14 protein-coding genes are annotated in these 13381 nt (G+C 62.2%); 8 read left to right on the plus strand and 6 right to left on the minus strand.

Annotated features, from left to right (window positions below; translation table 11 throughout):
• Positions 1 to 170 precede the first annotated feature (170 nt).
• From ccmA to N2A41_RS21275, 7 genes are all read left to right on the plus strand, one after another.
• Entirely contained in the window at positions 171 to 818 is a 648-nt protein-coding gene (ccmA, locus tag N2A41_RS21245) for a heme ABC exporter ATP-binding protein CcmA (RefSeq protein WP_260109644.1), read from the plus strand.
• Positions 819 to 870: 52 nt separating this feature from the next.
• Positions 871 to 1530, plus strand: a complete 660-nt coding sequence (gene ccmB, locus N2A41_RS21250; RefSeq protein ID WP_162116902.1) for a heme exporter protein CcmB — start codon at positions 871 to 873, stop codon at positions 1528 to 1530.
• Between the two features lie 48 nt (positions 1531 to 1578).
• Positions 1579 to 2340 (plus strand): heme ABC transporter permease, encoded by a 762-nt coding sequence (locus N2A41_RS21255; RefSeq protein WP_260109645.1) that lies wholly within the window; start codon positions 1579 to 1581, stop codon positions 2338 to 2340.
• Between the two features lie 2 nt (positions 2341 to 2342).
• A complete protein-coding gene (gene ccmD, locus N2A41_RS21260) occupies positions 2343 to 2522 on the plus strand; it encodes a heme exporter protein CcmD (protein WP_260109646.1) in 180 nt (59 codons plus the stop codon).
• A complete protein-coding gene (locus N2A41_RS21265; protein WP_260109647.1) occupies positions 2519 to 3127 on the plus strand; it encodes a DsbE family thiol:disulfide interchange protein in 609 nt (202 codons plus the stop codon). The genes ccmD and N2A41_RS21265 overlap by 4 nt, the downstream gene beginning before the upstream one ends.
• Before the next feature lie 334 nt (positions 3128 to 3461).
• Entirely contained in the window at positions 3462 to 4769 is a 1308-nt protein-coding gene (locus N2A41_RS21270) for an IS4 family transposase (protein WP_017963437.1), read from the plus strand.
• A 90-nt stretch (positions 4770 to 4859) separates the two neighbouring features.
• The gene (locus tag N2A41_RS21275; RefSeq protein WP_162115351.1) at positions 4860 to 5807 is read left to right on the plus strand and encodes an IS630 family transposase; all 948 of its coding nucleotides are present in this window, start codon (positions 4860 to 4862) and stop codon (positions 5805 to 5807) included.
• A 57-nt stretch (positions 5808 to 5864) separates the two neighbouring features.
• Here N2A41_RS21275 and N2A41_RS21280 read toward each other — a convergent pair whose 3' ends face one another.
• The 6 genes from N2A41_RS21280 to N2A41_RS21305 form a co-directional block, all read right to left on the minus strand.
• Positions 5865 to 6452: a DUF2585 domain-containing protein gene (locus N2A41_RS21280; protein ID WP_260109648.1), complete on the minus strand. Its 588-nt coding sequence runs from the start codon at positions 6450 to 6452 to the stop codon at positions 5865 to 5867.
• Positions 6449 to 7093: a septation protein A gene (locus tag N2A41_RS21285; RefSeq protein WP_017966185.1), complete on the minus strand. Its 645-nt coding sequence runs from the start codon at positions 7091 to 7093 to the stop codon at positions 6449 to 6451. The genes N2A41_RS21280 and N2A41_RS21285 overlap by 4 nt, the downstream gene beginning before the upstream one ends.
• Positions 7094 to 7168: 75 nt before the next feature.
• The gene (ftsY, locus tag N2A41_RS21290; protein WP_260109649.1) at positions 7169 to 8767 is read right to left on the minus strand and encodes a signal recognition particle-docking protein FtsY; all 1599 of its coding nucleotides are present in this window, start codon (positions 8765 to 8767) and stop codon (positions 7169 to 7171) included.
• A gap of 16 nt (positions 8768 to 8783) precedes the next feature.
• Positions 8784 to 10058 carry a tRNA (N(6)-L-threonylcarbamoyladenosine(37)-C(2))-methylthiotransferase MtaB gene (gene mtaB, locus N2A41_RS21295; RefSeq protein WP_260109650.1) on the minus strand — a complete coding sequence of 425 codons (1275 nt, stop codon included), beginning with the start codon at positions 10056 to 10058 and terminating at the stop codon, positions 8784 to 8786.
• On the minus strand, positions 10055 to 10960 hold the full coding sequence (gene dapF, locus N2A41_RS21300) for a diaminopimelate epimerase (RefSeq protein WP_260109651.1): 906 nt from the start codon (positions 10958 to 10960) through the stop codon (positions 10055 to 10057). Before dapF ends, mtaB begins: the two co-directional genes overlap by 4 nt.
• A gap of 115 nt (positions 10961 to 11075) precedes the next feature.
• Positions 11076 to 11300, minus strand: coding sequence for a hypothetical protein (locus N2A41_RS21305; RefSeq protein ID WP_170257161.1), 225 nt, complete (start codon positions 11298 to 11300; stop codon positions 11076 to 11078).
• Between the two features lie 493 nt (positions 11301 to 11793).
• Between N2A41_RS21305 and ffh the strand changes: the two genes are divergently transcribed.
• On the plus strand, positions 11794 to 13380 hold the full coding sequence (ffh, locus tag N2A41_RS21310; RefSeq protein ID WP_260109652.1) for a signal recognition particle protein: 1587 nt from the start codon (positions 11794 to 11796) through the stop codon (positions 13378 to 13380).
• Position 13381 lies beyond the last annotated feature (1 nt).

The raw sequence follows: 13381 nt of genomic DNA on the forward strand, positions 1-13381 counted from the left end.
CCGCACGTGGAACAGACGCTCCAAGTTCGGCGCAAGGATGAAATTCACGCCGACCGCTGGCGTGGTTGCAGGTCTTATAGATAATTTCCTAAAAACTTGCCATACCCGAGCACAGTCAAAATCGGACATTTTTTGACCGCCGCAAGCCGAAACCAGGAAAGAGCCGCCGCATGCATCTCACCGCCGACAATCTGGCTGCAAGGCGCGGTGAAGATCTCATTTTCGTTAACATTTCCTTTCACTTGGCAGCCGGCGAGGCGCTTGTCCTCACGGGAAGAAACGGATCGGGAAAGTCGACTTTGCTGCGAGTCGTCGCGGGCCTCCTCAGGCCGGAAAAAGACACTGTCATCTTCTGCGACGAAGAGAGCCCGGGAGGCAGGCATCCGGGCGAGGTCAGCCACTACCTTGGCCATCGAAATGCGATGAAGAGTGAACTTACGGTTGCAGAAAACCTCGATTTCTGGCGTGTCTTTCTCGGCAATACAGGCTCCGCCGCCGCTCTTTCCACCGAGGACGCCGCTGACGCCGTCGGTCTTGCCGGCATCACCCACCTTCCCTTCGGTTATCTCTCCGCCGGCCAGCAGCGCCGGATGGCCTTCGCCAAGCTGCTCGTTGCCCACCGCCCCGTCTGGATCCTCGACGAACCGACCGCGGCACTCGATGCCAGCGCCGACCGGCTGCTTGCCGATTTGATTGGAGCGCATCAGACAAAGGGCGGCATCGTGCTGGCGGCGACGCATCAGCCGCTGGGGCTGAGGAATTCGCAGGAATTGAAGATGACCGGCTTTGCCGGGGTCGATGCGGGGGTATGGGGTTGATGCTTCTCGATGTAGCTACCCCGTCAACCGCACATGCAGAGAGCCGCCCCGCATGACCGCCCTCTTCCTCCGCGACCTGAAACTTTCCATCCGCGCCGGCGGCGGTGCACTGATCGGCGTGCTGTTCTTCCTGACCATCGTCGCCGTCATTCCCTTCGGCGTCGGCCCCGATCTCAAACTGCTGTCGCGCATCGGCCCCGCCATCGTCTGGATCGGCGCGCTGCTCGCCGCCCTTCTCGGTCTCGACCGCCTGTTCCAGGCCGAGCGCGACGACGGATCGCTCGACCTGATGCTGATGCAGGAAACGCCGCTCGTCCTGACCGTGCTGGTCAAATGCTTCGCCCATTGGACGGCCACCAGCCTGCCGCTGGTCATCGCCTCGCCGCTGCTCGGCCTCTTCATGAACATGGACGAGACGGCGATTGCAGCCACCATGCTGACGCTGCTGGTCGGCTCGCCTGCCATCACCTTCATCGGCGCCGTCGGCGCCGCCGTTGCCGTGGCGCTGCCCCGCGGCGGCCTGCTGGTCTCGATCCTCGTGCTGCCGCTGACCATTCCGGTGCTGATCTTCGGCGTCAGCGCCACCTATGCCGCAGTCGAGGATCCCGCCCCCTTCCTGCCGCCCTTCCTGATCCTCATTGCGCTGACACTCTTCTTCGCGGTCATCGGCCCGGCAGCCGCCGCCCTGGCGCTACGAAACACAGCGGATTGATGGGCCATTCGATTGCGGGAAAAGCCGGATCAAGGTAAGGAAACGATCATGCGCGAAACGAGCCTTGCCATCAGCAAATTCAGCGATCTCGCCAACCCGACGCGGTTTCTGGCGCTGGCGGCGCGCGCCATTCCGTGGCTGGCTGGCATCACCGCCCTCTGTTTCGCGGTTGGCCTCTATCTGAGCTTCGCCACCGAAGGCGATTACCAGCAGGGCGAGACCGTGCGCATCATGTATGTGCATGTGCCCTCGGCCTGGCTTTCGATGATGTGCTATACGATCATGAGCGTCTCGGCGATCGGCACGCTGGTCTGGCGCCATCCGCTGGCCGATGTCTCCGCCAAGGCCGCAGCGCCGCTCGGCGCCGCCTTTACCCTGCTCGCACTCGTCACCGGTTCGCTCTGGGGCAAGCCGATGTGGGGCACCTGGTGGGTCTGGGATGCGCGGCTGACCTCCGTCTTCGTTCTCTTCCTGATGTATCTCGGGCTGATTGCGCTCGGCCGCGCCATCGATGATCCGTCGAAGGCCGCGCGCGTCAGCGCCGTGCTCATCCTCGTCGGCTTCGTCAACATCCCGATCATCAAATTCTCGGTCGAGTGGTGGAACACGCTGCATCAGTCGGCAAGCGTGCTGCGCCTCGACGGCCCGGCGATCGATCCGGAATTCCTGCGGCCGCTCTTCGTCATGGCGATCGCCTTCACCCTGCTCTTCTTCACGCTGCACATCATGGCGATGAGGAACGAGATCTGGCGCCGCCGCATTGCCGCCCAGCGCCGTCTTGCCGCCCGCATGGCGAGCCGGGAGGAATAGCCGTGACGCACGCCTTCTACGTCTACGCTTCCTATGGCTTTGCAGCCCTGGTGACGATCGCCGTCACGCTCTGGACCTGGGCCGACGGCCGCGCCCGCCGCAGGGAACTTGCAGCCCTTGAGGCTGCCGGCATCCGCCGCCGTTCGGCGCGCCCCAAGGTCAGTGTGGGGGATGGCGAATGAACGACACGCCGGAAAACACCGCCGCCAAGCCGCGCGGGCTGAGCCGTTACGCATTGGCGCTGCTGCCGCTCGTCGTCTTCGGCGGCATTGCGGCCACGGCCGCAAAGATGCTCTACGACCAGGATTTCCATGGCAAGAACATCGCCGAAATTCCCTCCGCCCTGATCGGCACCAAGGCGCCGGCGCTGAACTTGCCACCGCTCGACGGCGCCAACCTGCCGGCGCTGACCGATGCGGCAATCAAGGGCAAGCTGACCCTCGTCAACGTCTTCGCCTCATGGTGCCTCCCCTGCCGGGACGAGCATCCGCTATTGAAAGAACTGGCAAAAGACGGACGCCTGAACATCGTCGCCATCAACTACAAGGACCAGAGCGACAACGCCCTGCGTTTCCTCGGCGAGCTCGGCAACCCCTATCGGGCGATCGGCATCGATCCGAATGGCAAGGCAGCGATCGACTGGGGTGTCTACGGCATTCCGGAAAGCTATCTGGTCGGTCCTGACGGCACAATCCTCTATAAGCGCGTCGGACCCTTCGACGATATCAGCCTGAAGGAAGGGCTTTTTCCAGCGATGGAAAAGGCGCTCGGCAAGCCGGCTTCCTGAGCAAGTGATCCACAAAAGACCCCTCCCCAACCCCTCCCCACAAGGGGGAGGGACTTAACGTGCGGCTCTTGCCGTGCGTCCAATCGAACGTCCAGTGTGCAGTTGGTCTGGTTTGCGAGGCGGTGTCACGAGTTAGTCCCTCCCCCTTGTGGGGACTAGGGCATATACATAAGTCGGTGCGACGGATTGACTCGGTTTGCGGGGGTCGGATTCCTTTACTGCGGGCCGTATGATTGTTTTGGCGACGTTTTGATTTGGGAGCGTCGCCGATGGATGTAGGGCATGATTTTTCGTTGGGCCGGTTTGGAGATCGTCGTCTCGATAAAGGGGGGCGGTGCTGCTCCGTCGCATTGTGCTGCGCGAGACGGTTTGCCTTCGCCAGTTGGCCGAGGGCAACCATTCGCAGGAGATCCGGTTCGGGCGTTTTCTCAACAACAGTGCGGTGAGCGTGGAAGAGATCATTGCCGGCTGGAGCCAGGAGACCCGGTCTGCGGTTGAGGGTCGCCACGTGCTGGCGCTGCAGGACACCAGCGAGATCAAGTTTGCGACGACGCCGGACAGCCGGCGGGAATTGGGCAAGATCAAAAAAGGCAATTGCTTTGGCCTTTTGCTGCATCCGATGCTGGCGCTCGATGCCGACACCGGCAGCTGCCTTGGCCTGGTGGGCGGCCGGGTCTGGACGCGGGGTAGCGAAGAGCTTACGCCGCATGCCGAGCGGCCGTTGAACGAAAAGGAATCGCGGCGCTGGGTGGAGACGGCAGAGGCGGCCAAACTGGTGCTTTCGCGTGCGGCCCGGGTCACGGCGATCGCCGACCGGGAGGGTGACTTCTTCATCATGTGGGCGCGCCTGCCCGATCGGCGCTTCGATCTTTTGTCGCGCGTCATGCATGACCATGCGCTCATCGACGGTTCCAAACTGCGCCGCGCGGTCGAAACGGTGGCGTTTTGCGATACTCAGACGATTGATCTGCGCGAGCGCGCCGACCGTCCGGCGCGGCAGGCGACGGTGTGCCTGCGCTTCGGCGAAGCGACGATCCGGCGGCCGCAAAACCTGCGCGAGGCCGGCCTGCCCGATGGCGTCAGGCTGAGCTGGGTCGAGATCGTTGAACCGGCCGCCCCCGACGGTGTCGAGCCCTTGCACTGGCTGCTCCTGACCACCCATTGGCTCAGCAGCCCGGCCGATGCCTGGCAGATCGTCGCCTGGTACAAGCAGCGCTGGATGATCGAGCAGTTCTTTCGGGTGATGAAGAACCAAGGCTTCAAGATCGAGGACAGCCAGTTGCATCTGGCGGCACGGCTGGAAAAGCTCGTCGCCATCGCCGCCAAGGCCGCAGCAATCGTCCTCCAGCTCGTCCAAGCCCGCAGCGGCGGCGATCACCAGCCGGCAAGCCTGACCTTCACGGCAGCCGAGATCGATACCCTCGCCGCCCTCGAAAGCCGTTTCAAGGGCACAACCAAGCTGCAGTCCAATCCCCACTCTAAGGCCTCGCTGGCTTGGGCCGCCTGGATCATCGCCAAGCTCGGCGGCTGGAACGGCTACGCCTCGGCCAAGCCGCCGGGCCCAATCACCTTCTTCAACGGCCTCAAATACTTTCGAGCCGTCGCCGATGGATGGGCTTTGCGAGATATGTATATGCCCTAGAGCGTATCCGGATTTAGTTGAATCGGAAGGGATTCCGTTTTTGTGTGTTTTGTGATTCAAGATGCTGGCTGGAGTGGAGGCCAGCATCGAATGACGCGACCTCTTTCCAATGATCTTCGTGAGCGTGTTGTTGCTGCAATCGAAGCCGGTGAGAGCTGCCGGTCGGTTGCGGCGCGGTTCGGTATTGCCGTGTCTTCAGCGGTAAAGTGGTCGCAGCGTTATCGTTCGAGCGGATCTGTCGCGCCTGGGAAGATGGGCGGCCACCGCAAGCGGGTTCTGGAGCCGCATCGGGCGTTTATCGTGGAGCGGATCAACCAGACGCCGCATGTGTCACTGCACAGGTTGAAGGAAGAGCTGGCCGCGCGAGGGGTGAAGGTATCCCACGATACGGTATGGCAGTTCCTGCGGCGTGAGGGATTGCGGTTCAAAAAAACACTGTTCGCCCTTGAGCAGGCGCGCGCTGACGTCGCGCGACGGCGACAGCGCTGGCGATCCTGGCAGGCTGGCCTCGATCCAAGACGGCTGGTCTTCATCGATGAAACCTGGATCAAGACCAACATGGCGCCGCTTCGAGGGTGGGGGCCGAAGGGCAAACGCCTGCGCAGCTTCGCGCCGCACGGACATTGGCGCACCCTGACTTTCCTCGGCGCGTTGCGCTGCGATCGGCTTACCGCACCCTGTGTCTTCGATGGACCGATCAACGGTGAGTGCTTTCGCGCCTATGTCGAGCAGCAACTCGTACCGGTGCTCAAACCCGGCGACATCGTCGTGATGGATAATCTCGGCTCCCACAAGTCGGTCGCCATCCGTCAGATGATCCGCAACGCTGGTGCTCGGCTCTGGTACTTGCCGCCATACTCCCCCGACCTCAATCCGATCGAACAGGCTTTCGCCAAAATCAAGCACTGGATGCGCCTGGCTCAGAAGCGAACCATCGATGACACCTGGCGCCACATCGGACACCTCGTCACAACCATCGAGCCCAGCGAATGCAGCAACTACTTCGACAATGCCGGATACGCTTCCGTCAAAACCTGAAACGCTCTAGCTTGTGGGGAGGGGGTTGGGGAGGGGTCTTGTGAGAACAAAGAAGCCCTACACCCCACCCTGCCAGACCTTAATTGCCTCCACCGGCCAGATCAGCATCAGCACATTGAGCGTCAGGTTATCGCGGATCACGTAGCCGGTGAAAATCTCGAAGAAGATGGCGATTGCAACCGTGAGCGCCACCGGTGCGCGCCGCGCGAAGAAGAAGCCGACGCACATGAAGACGGTGTCCATCGCCGAATTCAGGATGCTGTCGCCGTAATAATCGAGCGCGATCGTCGCCGTGCGGTAGCGGTCGATGATGAGAGGTGAATTCTCGAGCAGCTCCCAGCTGGATTCGATAACGAGCGCCAGCAGCAGCCTTGCCGCCAGCGGCTTGCCGCGTACGATGAGATGCGCGAGCCCGTAGAACAGGAAGCCATGGATGATGTGTGACGGCGTGTACCAATCCGATAGATGCTGCGAATTGCCGCTGGTATTGACCCCGCCCTCCCACAGCTTGACAGTGCCGCAGGCGCAGATCGGCAGGCGGCCCATCATATATTCGGCGACGATCTGGATGATCAGGACCGCAAGGCAGGCGACAAACCAGAAGCTCTGGTGTCTTACGCGAGACTCTGCATCGACAGCGCTCACTTCTCGCCGTCCGTTTCCAGGTTGACGCTATGCTTCAGCACCAACGGCATCTGCGCCAGCGTGAAGATGATGGTGATCGGCATCGTGCCCCAGACCTTGAAGGCGACCCAGGTACCATCGGAAAAATTACGCCAGACGACTTCGTTCAGCACGGCAAGGAAGAGAAAGAAGATGCCCCAGCGGATGGTGAGCTTGCGCCAGCCCTCGGCATCGAGCTGGAACGCGGCATTAAAGACATAGCCGAGCAGCGACTTGCCGAAGGCCAGCCCGCCGAGCAGCGCCACTCCAAAGAGCGCATTGACGATGGTCGGCTTCATCTTGATGAAGGTTTCGTTCTGCAGCCAGATCGACAGCGAGCCGAAGATGACGACGACGATCCCCGATACAAAAGGCATGATCGGCAGATGGCCGAGCACGATCTTCGAAACGATCAGCGAGATGATCGTCGCCGCCATGAATAGCCCGGTCGCGACGAACAGCGGTCCGCCCAATTCGGAAAGAGCAGGAAACGTCTCCACCAGCCACTGGCCGCGCAGATTGGCGAAGAAGAAGATCAGCAGCGGCCCGAGTTCCAACGCCAGTTTCAGCAGCGGGTGATGCCGGTCGGCAGCAGACGGGGTGATATCGCTTTCGGTGCTCATGCGTTCTTCAAACCTGTTTTCCTGGAAACTGTTTCCGGCCGTGCCCTGCAGGCTTTCGGCGGCATATCTGTGGCATCATTGGGGAAGTCCGGCAATGGCATGGGCAAAATCCTCGGCCTCGAACGGCTCCAGATCCTCGACGCCCTCGCCGACGCCGATGAAATAGACCGGCAGCTTGTGCTTGGCGGAGATGGCGACGAGGATGCCGCCGCGCGCCGTGCCGTCGAGCTTGGTCATGATCAGGCCGTTGACGCCGGCGACGTTGCGGAAGATCTCGACCTGGCTCAGCGCATTCTGCCCCGTCGTGGCATCGAGCGTCTGCAGCACGGTATGCGGCGCATCGGGATCGAGTTTGCCGAGCACGCGCACGATCTTCTCAAGCTCGGCCATCAGCTCTGCCTTGTTCTGCAGGCGGCCGGCGGTATCGACGATCAGCACGTCGCATTTTTTCGCCTTTGCCTGTTCGAAGGCGTCATAGGCAAGCCCGGCGGCATCGGCGCCGAGCTTGGTGCCGATGAATTCGGATTTCGTCCGGTCGGCCCAGATCTTCAGCTGCTCGATCGCCGCCGCACGGAAAGTATCGCCGGCTGCCAGCATCACCTTCAGCCCGGCGCCGGAAAGTTTTGCCGCAAGCTTGCCGATCGTCGTCGTCTTGCCGGTGCCGTTGACGCCGACGACAAGGATGATATGCGGCTTGTGCGAGAGGTCAAGCTGCAACGGCTTGGCGACCGGCTTCAGGACCTTGGCGATTTCCGACGCCATGATCCGGCTGACATCCTCGCCGGTGACATCCTTGCCATAGCGTTCGGAGGCAAGCGTGTCGGTGACGCGCATGGCGGTCTCGACGCCGAGATCGGCCTGAATCAGCAGGTCCTCGAGATCCTGCAGCGTCTCGTCATCGAGCTTGCGCTTGGTGAAGAGCGCGGTGATCTGGCCGGTCAACTGCGAAGAGGTGCGTGCAAGACCGTTGCGCAGGCGCTGGAACCAGCTGAGTTTTGGCTGCAGGACAACGGGCTCCGGCTCGACGACCTTCGGGCCGGTGGCGAAGCCTTTGGGGAGGATAGGCGATTCAAGCTTCGACTGTTCAGCGGCGATCTCGGAAGGTTCGGTGGGTGAGATACCCCCCTCTGCCCTGCCGGGCATCTCCCCCACAAGGGGGGAGATCGGCTGAACGGAGATGTCTTGCTCCACATTGATCTCGGGCGAAATCTCTTCTGGAAGCAGGCCTGCGACTTCCGCGGTCTCTTCGACCGAAGGTGGCGCGTCGACCTCCGAACGATCTCCCCCCTTGTGGGGGAGATGTCCCGAAGGGACAGAGGGGGGTGCTTCCGCAACGTCCGCAGCAATCGGATGGGCTTCCGTCTCCGCTTCCGCCGCAGCTTCCGCTTCCAGCAATGAAAGCGGCACGACACTCATGTCGTTCAGCTGGTCGGCGGCGGGCAGGATTGCGGATTCGACATCATCGTCAGCAACCGCTGCTTCGACCCCGCCGGGGTCAATATCGGCAGCCGGCCCGCCGGCCGTATCCATTTCCTCGGCCAGCACCGGATCGTCGGCAACCGGCAGATCTTCGTCGCGCGAACGCGGCTCCAGCTCCCTTTCGACGGCCGCAGGCACAGGTTGGTCAGCCGGCTTGCCGAAGGTGAAGACCTTTTTGATGAAACTGAGAGCCATGGGCATTCCGTGAAAGTCAGGCCGCCGCTGCGGCCGTCAATTGCATATCGAGATGCTTGCCATTGTGGCCGGTGATCGTGACCGGCACAAGTTCGCCGGGACGAAGGCCGGGGGCTGCGGCCAGCGTGAAGTTCTCCGTATGCGCCAGGCCGTTGTTTTCAACAAGCAGCGATTGCCGGGTTCCAATCATCCCATCGAGATGGGATTGATGCAGCCTATGTCCAGCGGCGCGCAGCCTTGCGGCGCGATCCTTGACCAGCGACCGGTCGAGCTGCGGCATGCGGGCGGCCGGCGTGCCGGGACGCGGACTGTAAGGAAAGACATGCAGATGGGCGATGCCAGCCTCTTCGGCCAGCCTCACGGCATTGTCGAACATCTCTTCGGTTTCGGTGGGAAAGCCGGCAATCATATCGGCGCCGAAGCTCATCTCGGGGCGCAGGCGGCGCGCATCCTCGATGAAACGCAACGCATCGGCGCGTAAATGCCGGCGCTTCATCCGCTTCAGGATCATGTCGTCGCCATGCTGCAGCGAAAGATGCAGATGCGGCATGAAACGTGGCTCGTCGGCGATGAGATCCATCAGATGGGCATCGGCCTCGATGCTGTCGATCGAGGAAAGCCTGAGCCGGCGGATATCGGGGATTTGTTTCAGCAGCGTCTTCGCCAAAAGCCCGAGCGTCGGGGCGCCCGGCAGATCGCCGCCATAGCTGGTGGCATCGACCCCGGTCAGCACGATCTCGCGATAACCGCCGTCGACGAGATTGCGGGCCTGATCGACGACGGCTCCCATCGGCACGGAACGGGAATTGCCGCGGCCATAGGGGATGATGCAGAAAGTGCAGCGATGGTCGCAGCCGTTCTGGACCTGGATGAAGGCACGCACATGGCCGTCGATGTGTCTGATCATCTGCGGTGCCGTCGCCTTGACGCTCATGATGTCGTTGACGCGGAGCTTCTCTTCGGCCGAAACGCCGAAATCCGGCAAGCTGCGATAGGAGGCGCTCGTCAGCTTCTCCTCGTTGCCGAGCACGGCATCGACCTCCGCCATTGCGGCGAAGGTCTGCTTTTCCGTCTGCGCGGCGCAGCCGGTGACGATGATGCGGGCATGCGGATTGTCGCGCCGTGCACGGCGGATCGCCTGGCGGGCCTGGCGCACGGCCTCGCCGGTCACGGCACAGGTATTGACCAGGATGGCGTTGTTGAGCCCGGCCTTCTCAGCCTGCGCCTTCATCACTTCGGATTCATATGTGTTGAGGCGGCAGCCGAAGGTAATGACCTCGATGCCGCTCACTGCGCCTCCGCCTCTCGGGTATCATCGCGCGACCAGCGACCGGTCGACGGATCGACCCTGCCCGACCATTCCCATTCGGCCGGGCCGGTCATGATGACATGATCGTCGCGCTCCCGCCATTCGATCGAAAGCGTGGCCGGCGGCTTGGCGCTCGCCACATCGATCGTCACCTTGCGACCGGTGCGGCCGGTGCGCGCAGCACTGACGGCAGCAGAACAGGCAGCCGAGCCGCAGGCAAGCGTCAGTCCCGCGCCGCGCTCCCAAGTGCGCGTCGTCACCGATGTCGGCGACGTCACTTGCGCCAGCGTGATATTAGCGCGCTCGGGAAACACCGGATGGTTTTCGAGCAACGGTCCGAAGCGGGCGAGATCATAGGACATCACGTCCCTGTCCACCCAGAAGATCGCATGCGGATTGCCCATCGACATCACTGAGGGCGAATGCAGCACCGGCTTGTCGATCGGGCCGATCTGCAACTCGATGCGGCTGGTATCATGGAATTCTTCCGCCAGCGGGATCTTGTCCCAATCGAACACCGGCCGGCCCATATCGACCGAGATCGTCCCGTCCTCGTGCTCGACGGCATTCAGGATGCCGGCGACCGTCTGGAAGGTAAAGACCTTCCTGCCCGTCTCGGCGGCAAGCGCCTGCACGACGCAGCGCGTGCCGTTGCCGCAGGCCTGCGCCTTCGAGCCATCGGAATTCAGGATATCGATGAAGGCATCGGTGCCTTCGGCCTTCGGATCATGGATCGCCATGATCTGATCGAACTCAGTCTGCGGATCGGCATTGAGCGCGACCGCCGCCGCCGGCGTCACTTTGTCCGGCCGGCCGCGCATGTCGACGACCAGGATCTTGTTGCCAAGCCCGTTCATCCTCGCGAATTCGACCGCTGCGCTCATGGGTATCATTCCGTCTGTCTTTCCGGTGTATATGGCGGAAATGCGAAGGAATTACCAGAGGGTGAGTGCCGGGCAGGTGTTGCGGGCTGCCGACCCTTTCGAGGCAGTTTGGCTTTTACCGCTGCGCACCCTCAGGATCGAAAGACGCAGCATGGGCTTCGACAATAGCTGCGGTGATGACCTTTCTCAGCTCGTAGACCAGCGAGCGGGACCGCTTGCGGTCCAGATCCTGTGCCGCCTTCGCAAGATTCAGGCCCTCGTTCAGAACAATATGATGGGCCCGCGCCAGCGCCCAGCTCTCAATATCAGCATTTAGCATTCGATATCTCCGCCGATTCATTCGGCATCAAGGATATTCACGAATCATTTTACAGGACGCACTCAAGTATAAAGTAGAATCATAAGCCGAATAATTTGCAACTGGCGTTGACAGCGAATTCGGCCGCCGGAGTGGCAATATTTATCGGCAAAACCTGAAACCTGGCGGATTGCGCAAAGCCAATACATCACTTTGTTTGAGTATGTACTATTGCTGCAACCGCTGGATGAGACAGTAGTGCCCTCTCGTCGCTCAGCTTTTGAGACGGCGGTCATGCGGTCATTTGTCCGCATTGCCTTGACTTTCGCCCGACTTTCCTGTTTATCGCGCCCAATCCGCGACGAGCCACACGACTCCGAGCCGCCGACCGGGACTTAGAGATCCCGGAGGTCAACACCCGACAGCGCGATGCGCCCTCGGGTGCTTTTTGGCTTTGCGTCTTGTTTTCGTCAAGGAAAAGCACGACGTTTCCGGGCATATCCAAACCCGCCCGAAACGTATCAAGGAAGAGCCGATGTTTGAAAACCTCCAGGACCGTCTTGGATCCATTCTGAATGGACTGACAGGCCGTGGCGCGCTTTCGGAAGCCGATGTTTCCGCAGCGCTGCGCGAGGTTCGCCGTGCGTTGCTGGAGGCCGACGTCGCGCTCGACGTCGTGCGTTCCTTCACCGACCGCGTGCGTGAAAAGGCCGTCGGCGCCGAGATTCTGAAGTCGATCAAGCCCGGCCAGATGGTCGTCAAGATCGTGCATGACGAACTGATCGAGATGCTGGGCGGCGAAGGCGTCGGCATCGACCTGCATGCACCGGCCCCGGTCGTCGTCATGATGGTCGGCCTGCAGGGTTCCGGCAAGACGACGACCTCGGCGAAGATTGCCCATCGCCTATCGACGCGCGAGAAGAAGAAGGTGCTGATGGCATCGCTCGACACGCGTCGTCCGGCAGCCCAGGAGCAGCTTCGCCAGCTCGGCGCGCAGGCCAATATCGACACATTGCCTGTTATATCGGGCCAGTCGCCGACGGATATCGCCGCCCGCGCCGTGCAGGCGGCCAAGCTCGGCGGCCATGATGTCGTCATCCTCGATACCGCCGGCCGCACGCATATCGACGAGCCCTTGATGGTCGAGATGGCGGACATCAAGAAGCGGTCGAACCCGCATGAAATCCTGCTGGTCGCCGATAGCCTCACCGGCCAGGACGCCGTCAACCTCGCCCGCAGTTTCGACGAACGCGTCGGCATCACCGGTCTGGTGCTGACCCGCATGGACGGTGACGGCCGCGGCGGTGCCGCCCTTTCGATGCGCGCCGTCACCGGCAAGCCGATCAAGCTGATCGGCGTCGGCGAGAAGATGAGCGAGCTGGAGGAGTTCCATCCCCGCCGCATCGCCGACCGCATCCTCGGCATGGGCGACATCGTCTCGCTCGTCGAGCGCGCGGCCGAAAACATCGACGCCGAGAAGGCGGCCGCGATGGCCGCCAAGATGGCCAAGGGCAAGTTCGATCTCGACGACCTTGCCGACCAGCTGCGGCAGATGCAGAAGATGGGCGGCATGGGCGGCATCATGGGCATGATGCCCGGCATGGCCGGCATGAAGGACAAGATGGCCGCAGCCGGCCTCGACGACAAGCTCTTCGGTCGCCAGATCGCCATCATCCAGTCGATGACCAAGGCCGAGCGCACCAATCCCGACCTGCTCAAGCATTCGCGCAAGAAGCGCATCGCCGCCGGCTCCGGCACCGATGCCGCCGCCATCAACAAGCTTCTGAAGATGCACCGCCAGATGGCGGACATGATGAAGATGATGGGCGGCAAGGGCAAAGGCGGCATGATGAAGCAGATGATGGGCGGCCTTGCCGGCAAGATGGGGCTCGGCGGCGGCATGGGCGGCATGGGTAGCGGCATGCCCGATCTCTCGAACATCGATCCCCGGCAGCTCGAGGCCTTGCAGAAGCAGGCGGAAGCGGCGGGGCTTGGAAAACCGGGCGGGGGTATGCCCGGTCTCGGCGGTCTGCCGGGTGGTTTGCCGGGCCTCGGCGGCGCCAAGCTGCCGGGCCTTGGCGGTGGTTTCCCGGGATTGCCCGGATTGCCGAAGAAGAAGTGAA

This window comes from Rhizobium sp. SRDI969 (assembly GCF_025152725.1).
In the GTDB taxonomy this organism is placed as follows: domain Bacteria; phylum Pseudomonadota; class Alphaproteobacteria; order Rhizobiales; family Rhizobiaceae; genus Rhizobium; species Rhizobium leguminosarum_I.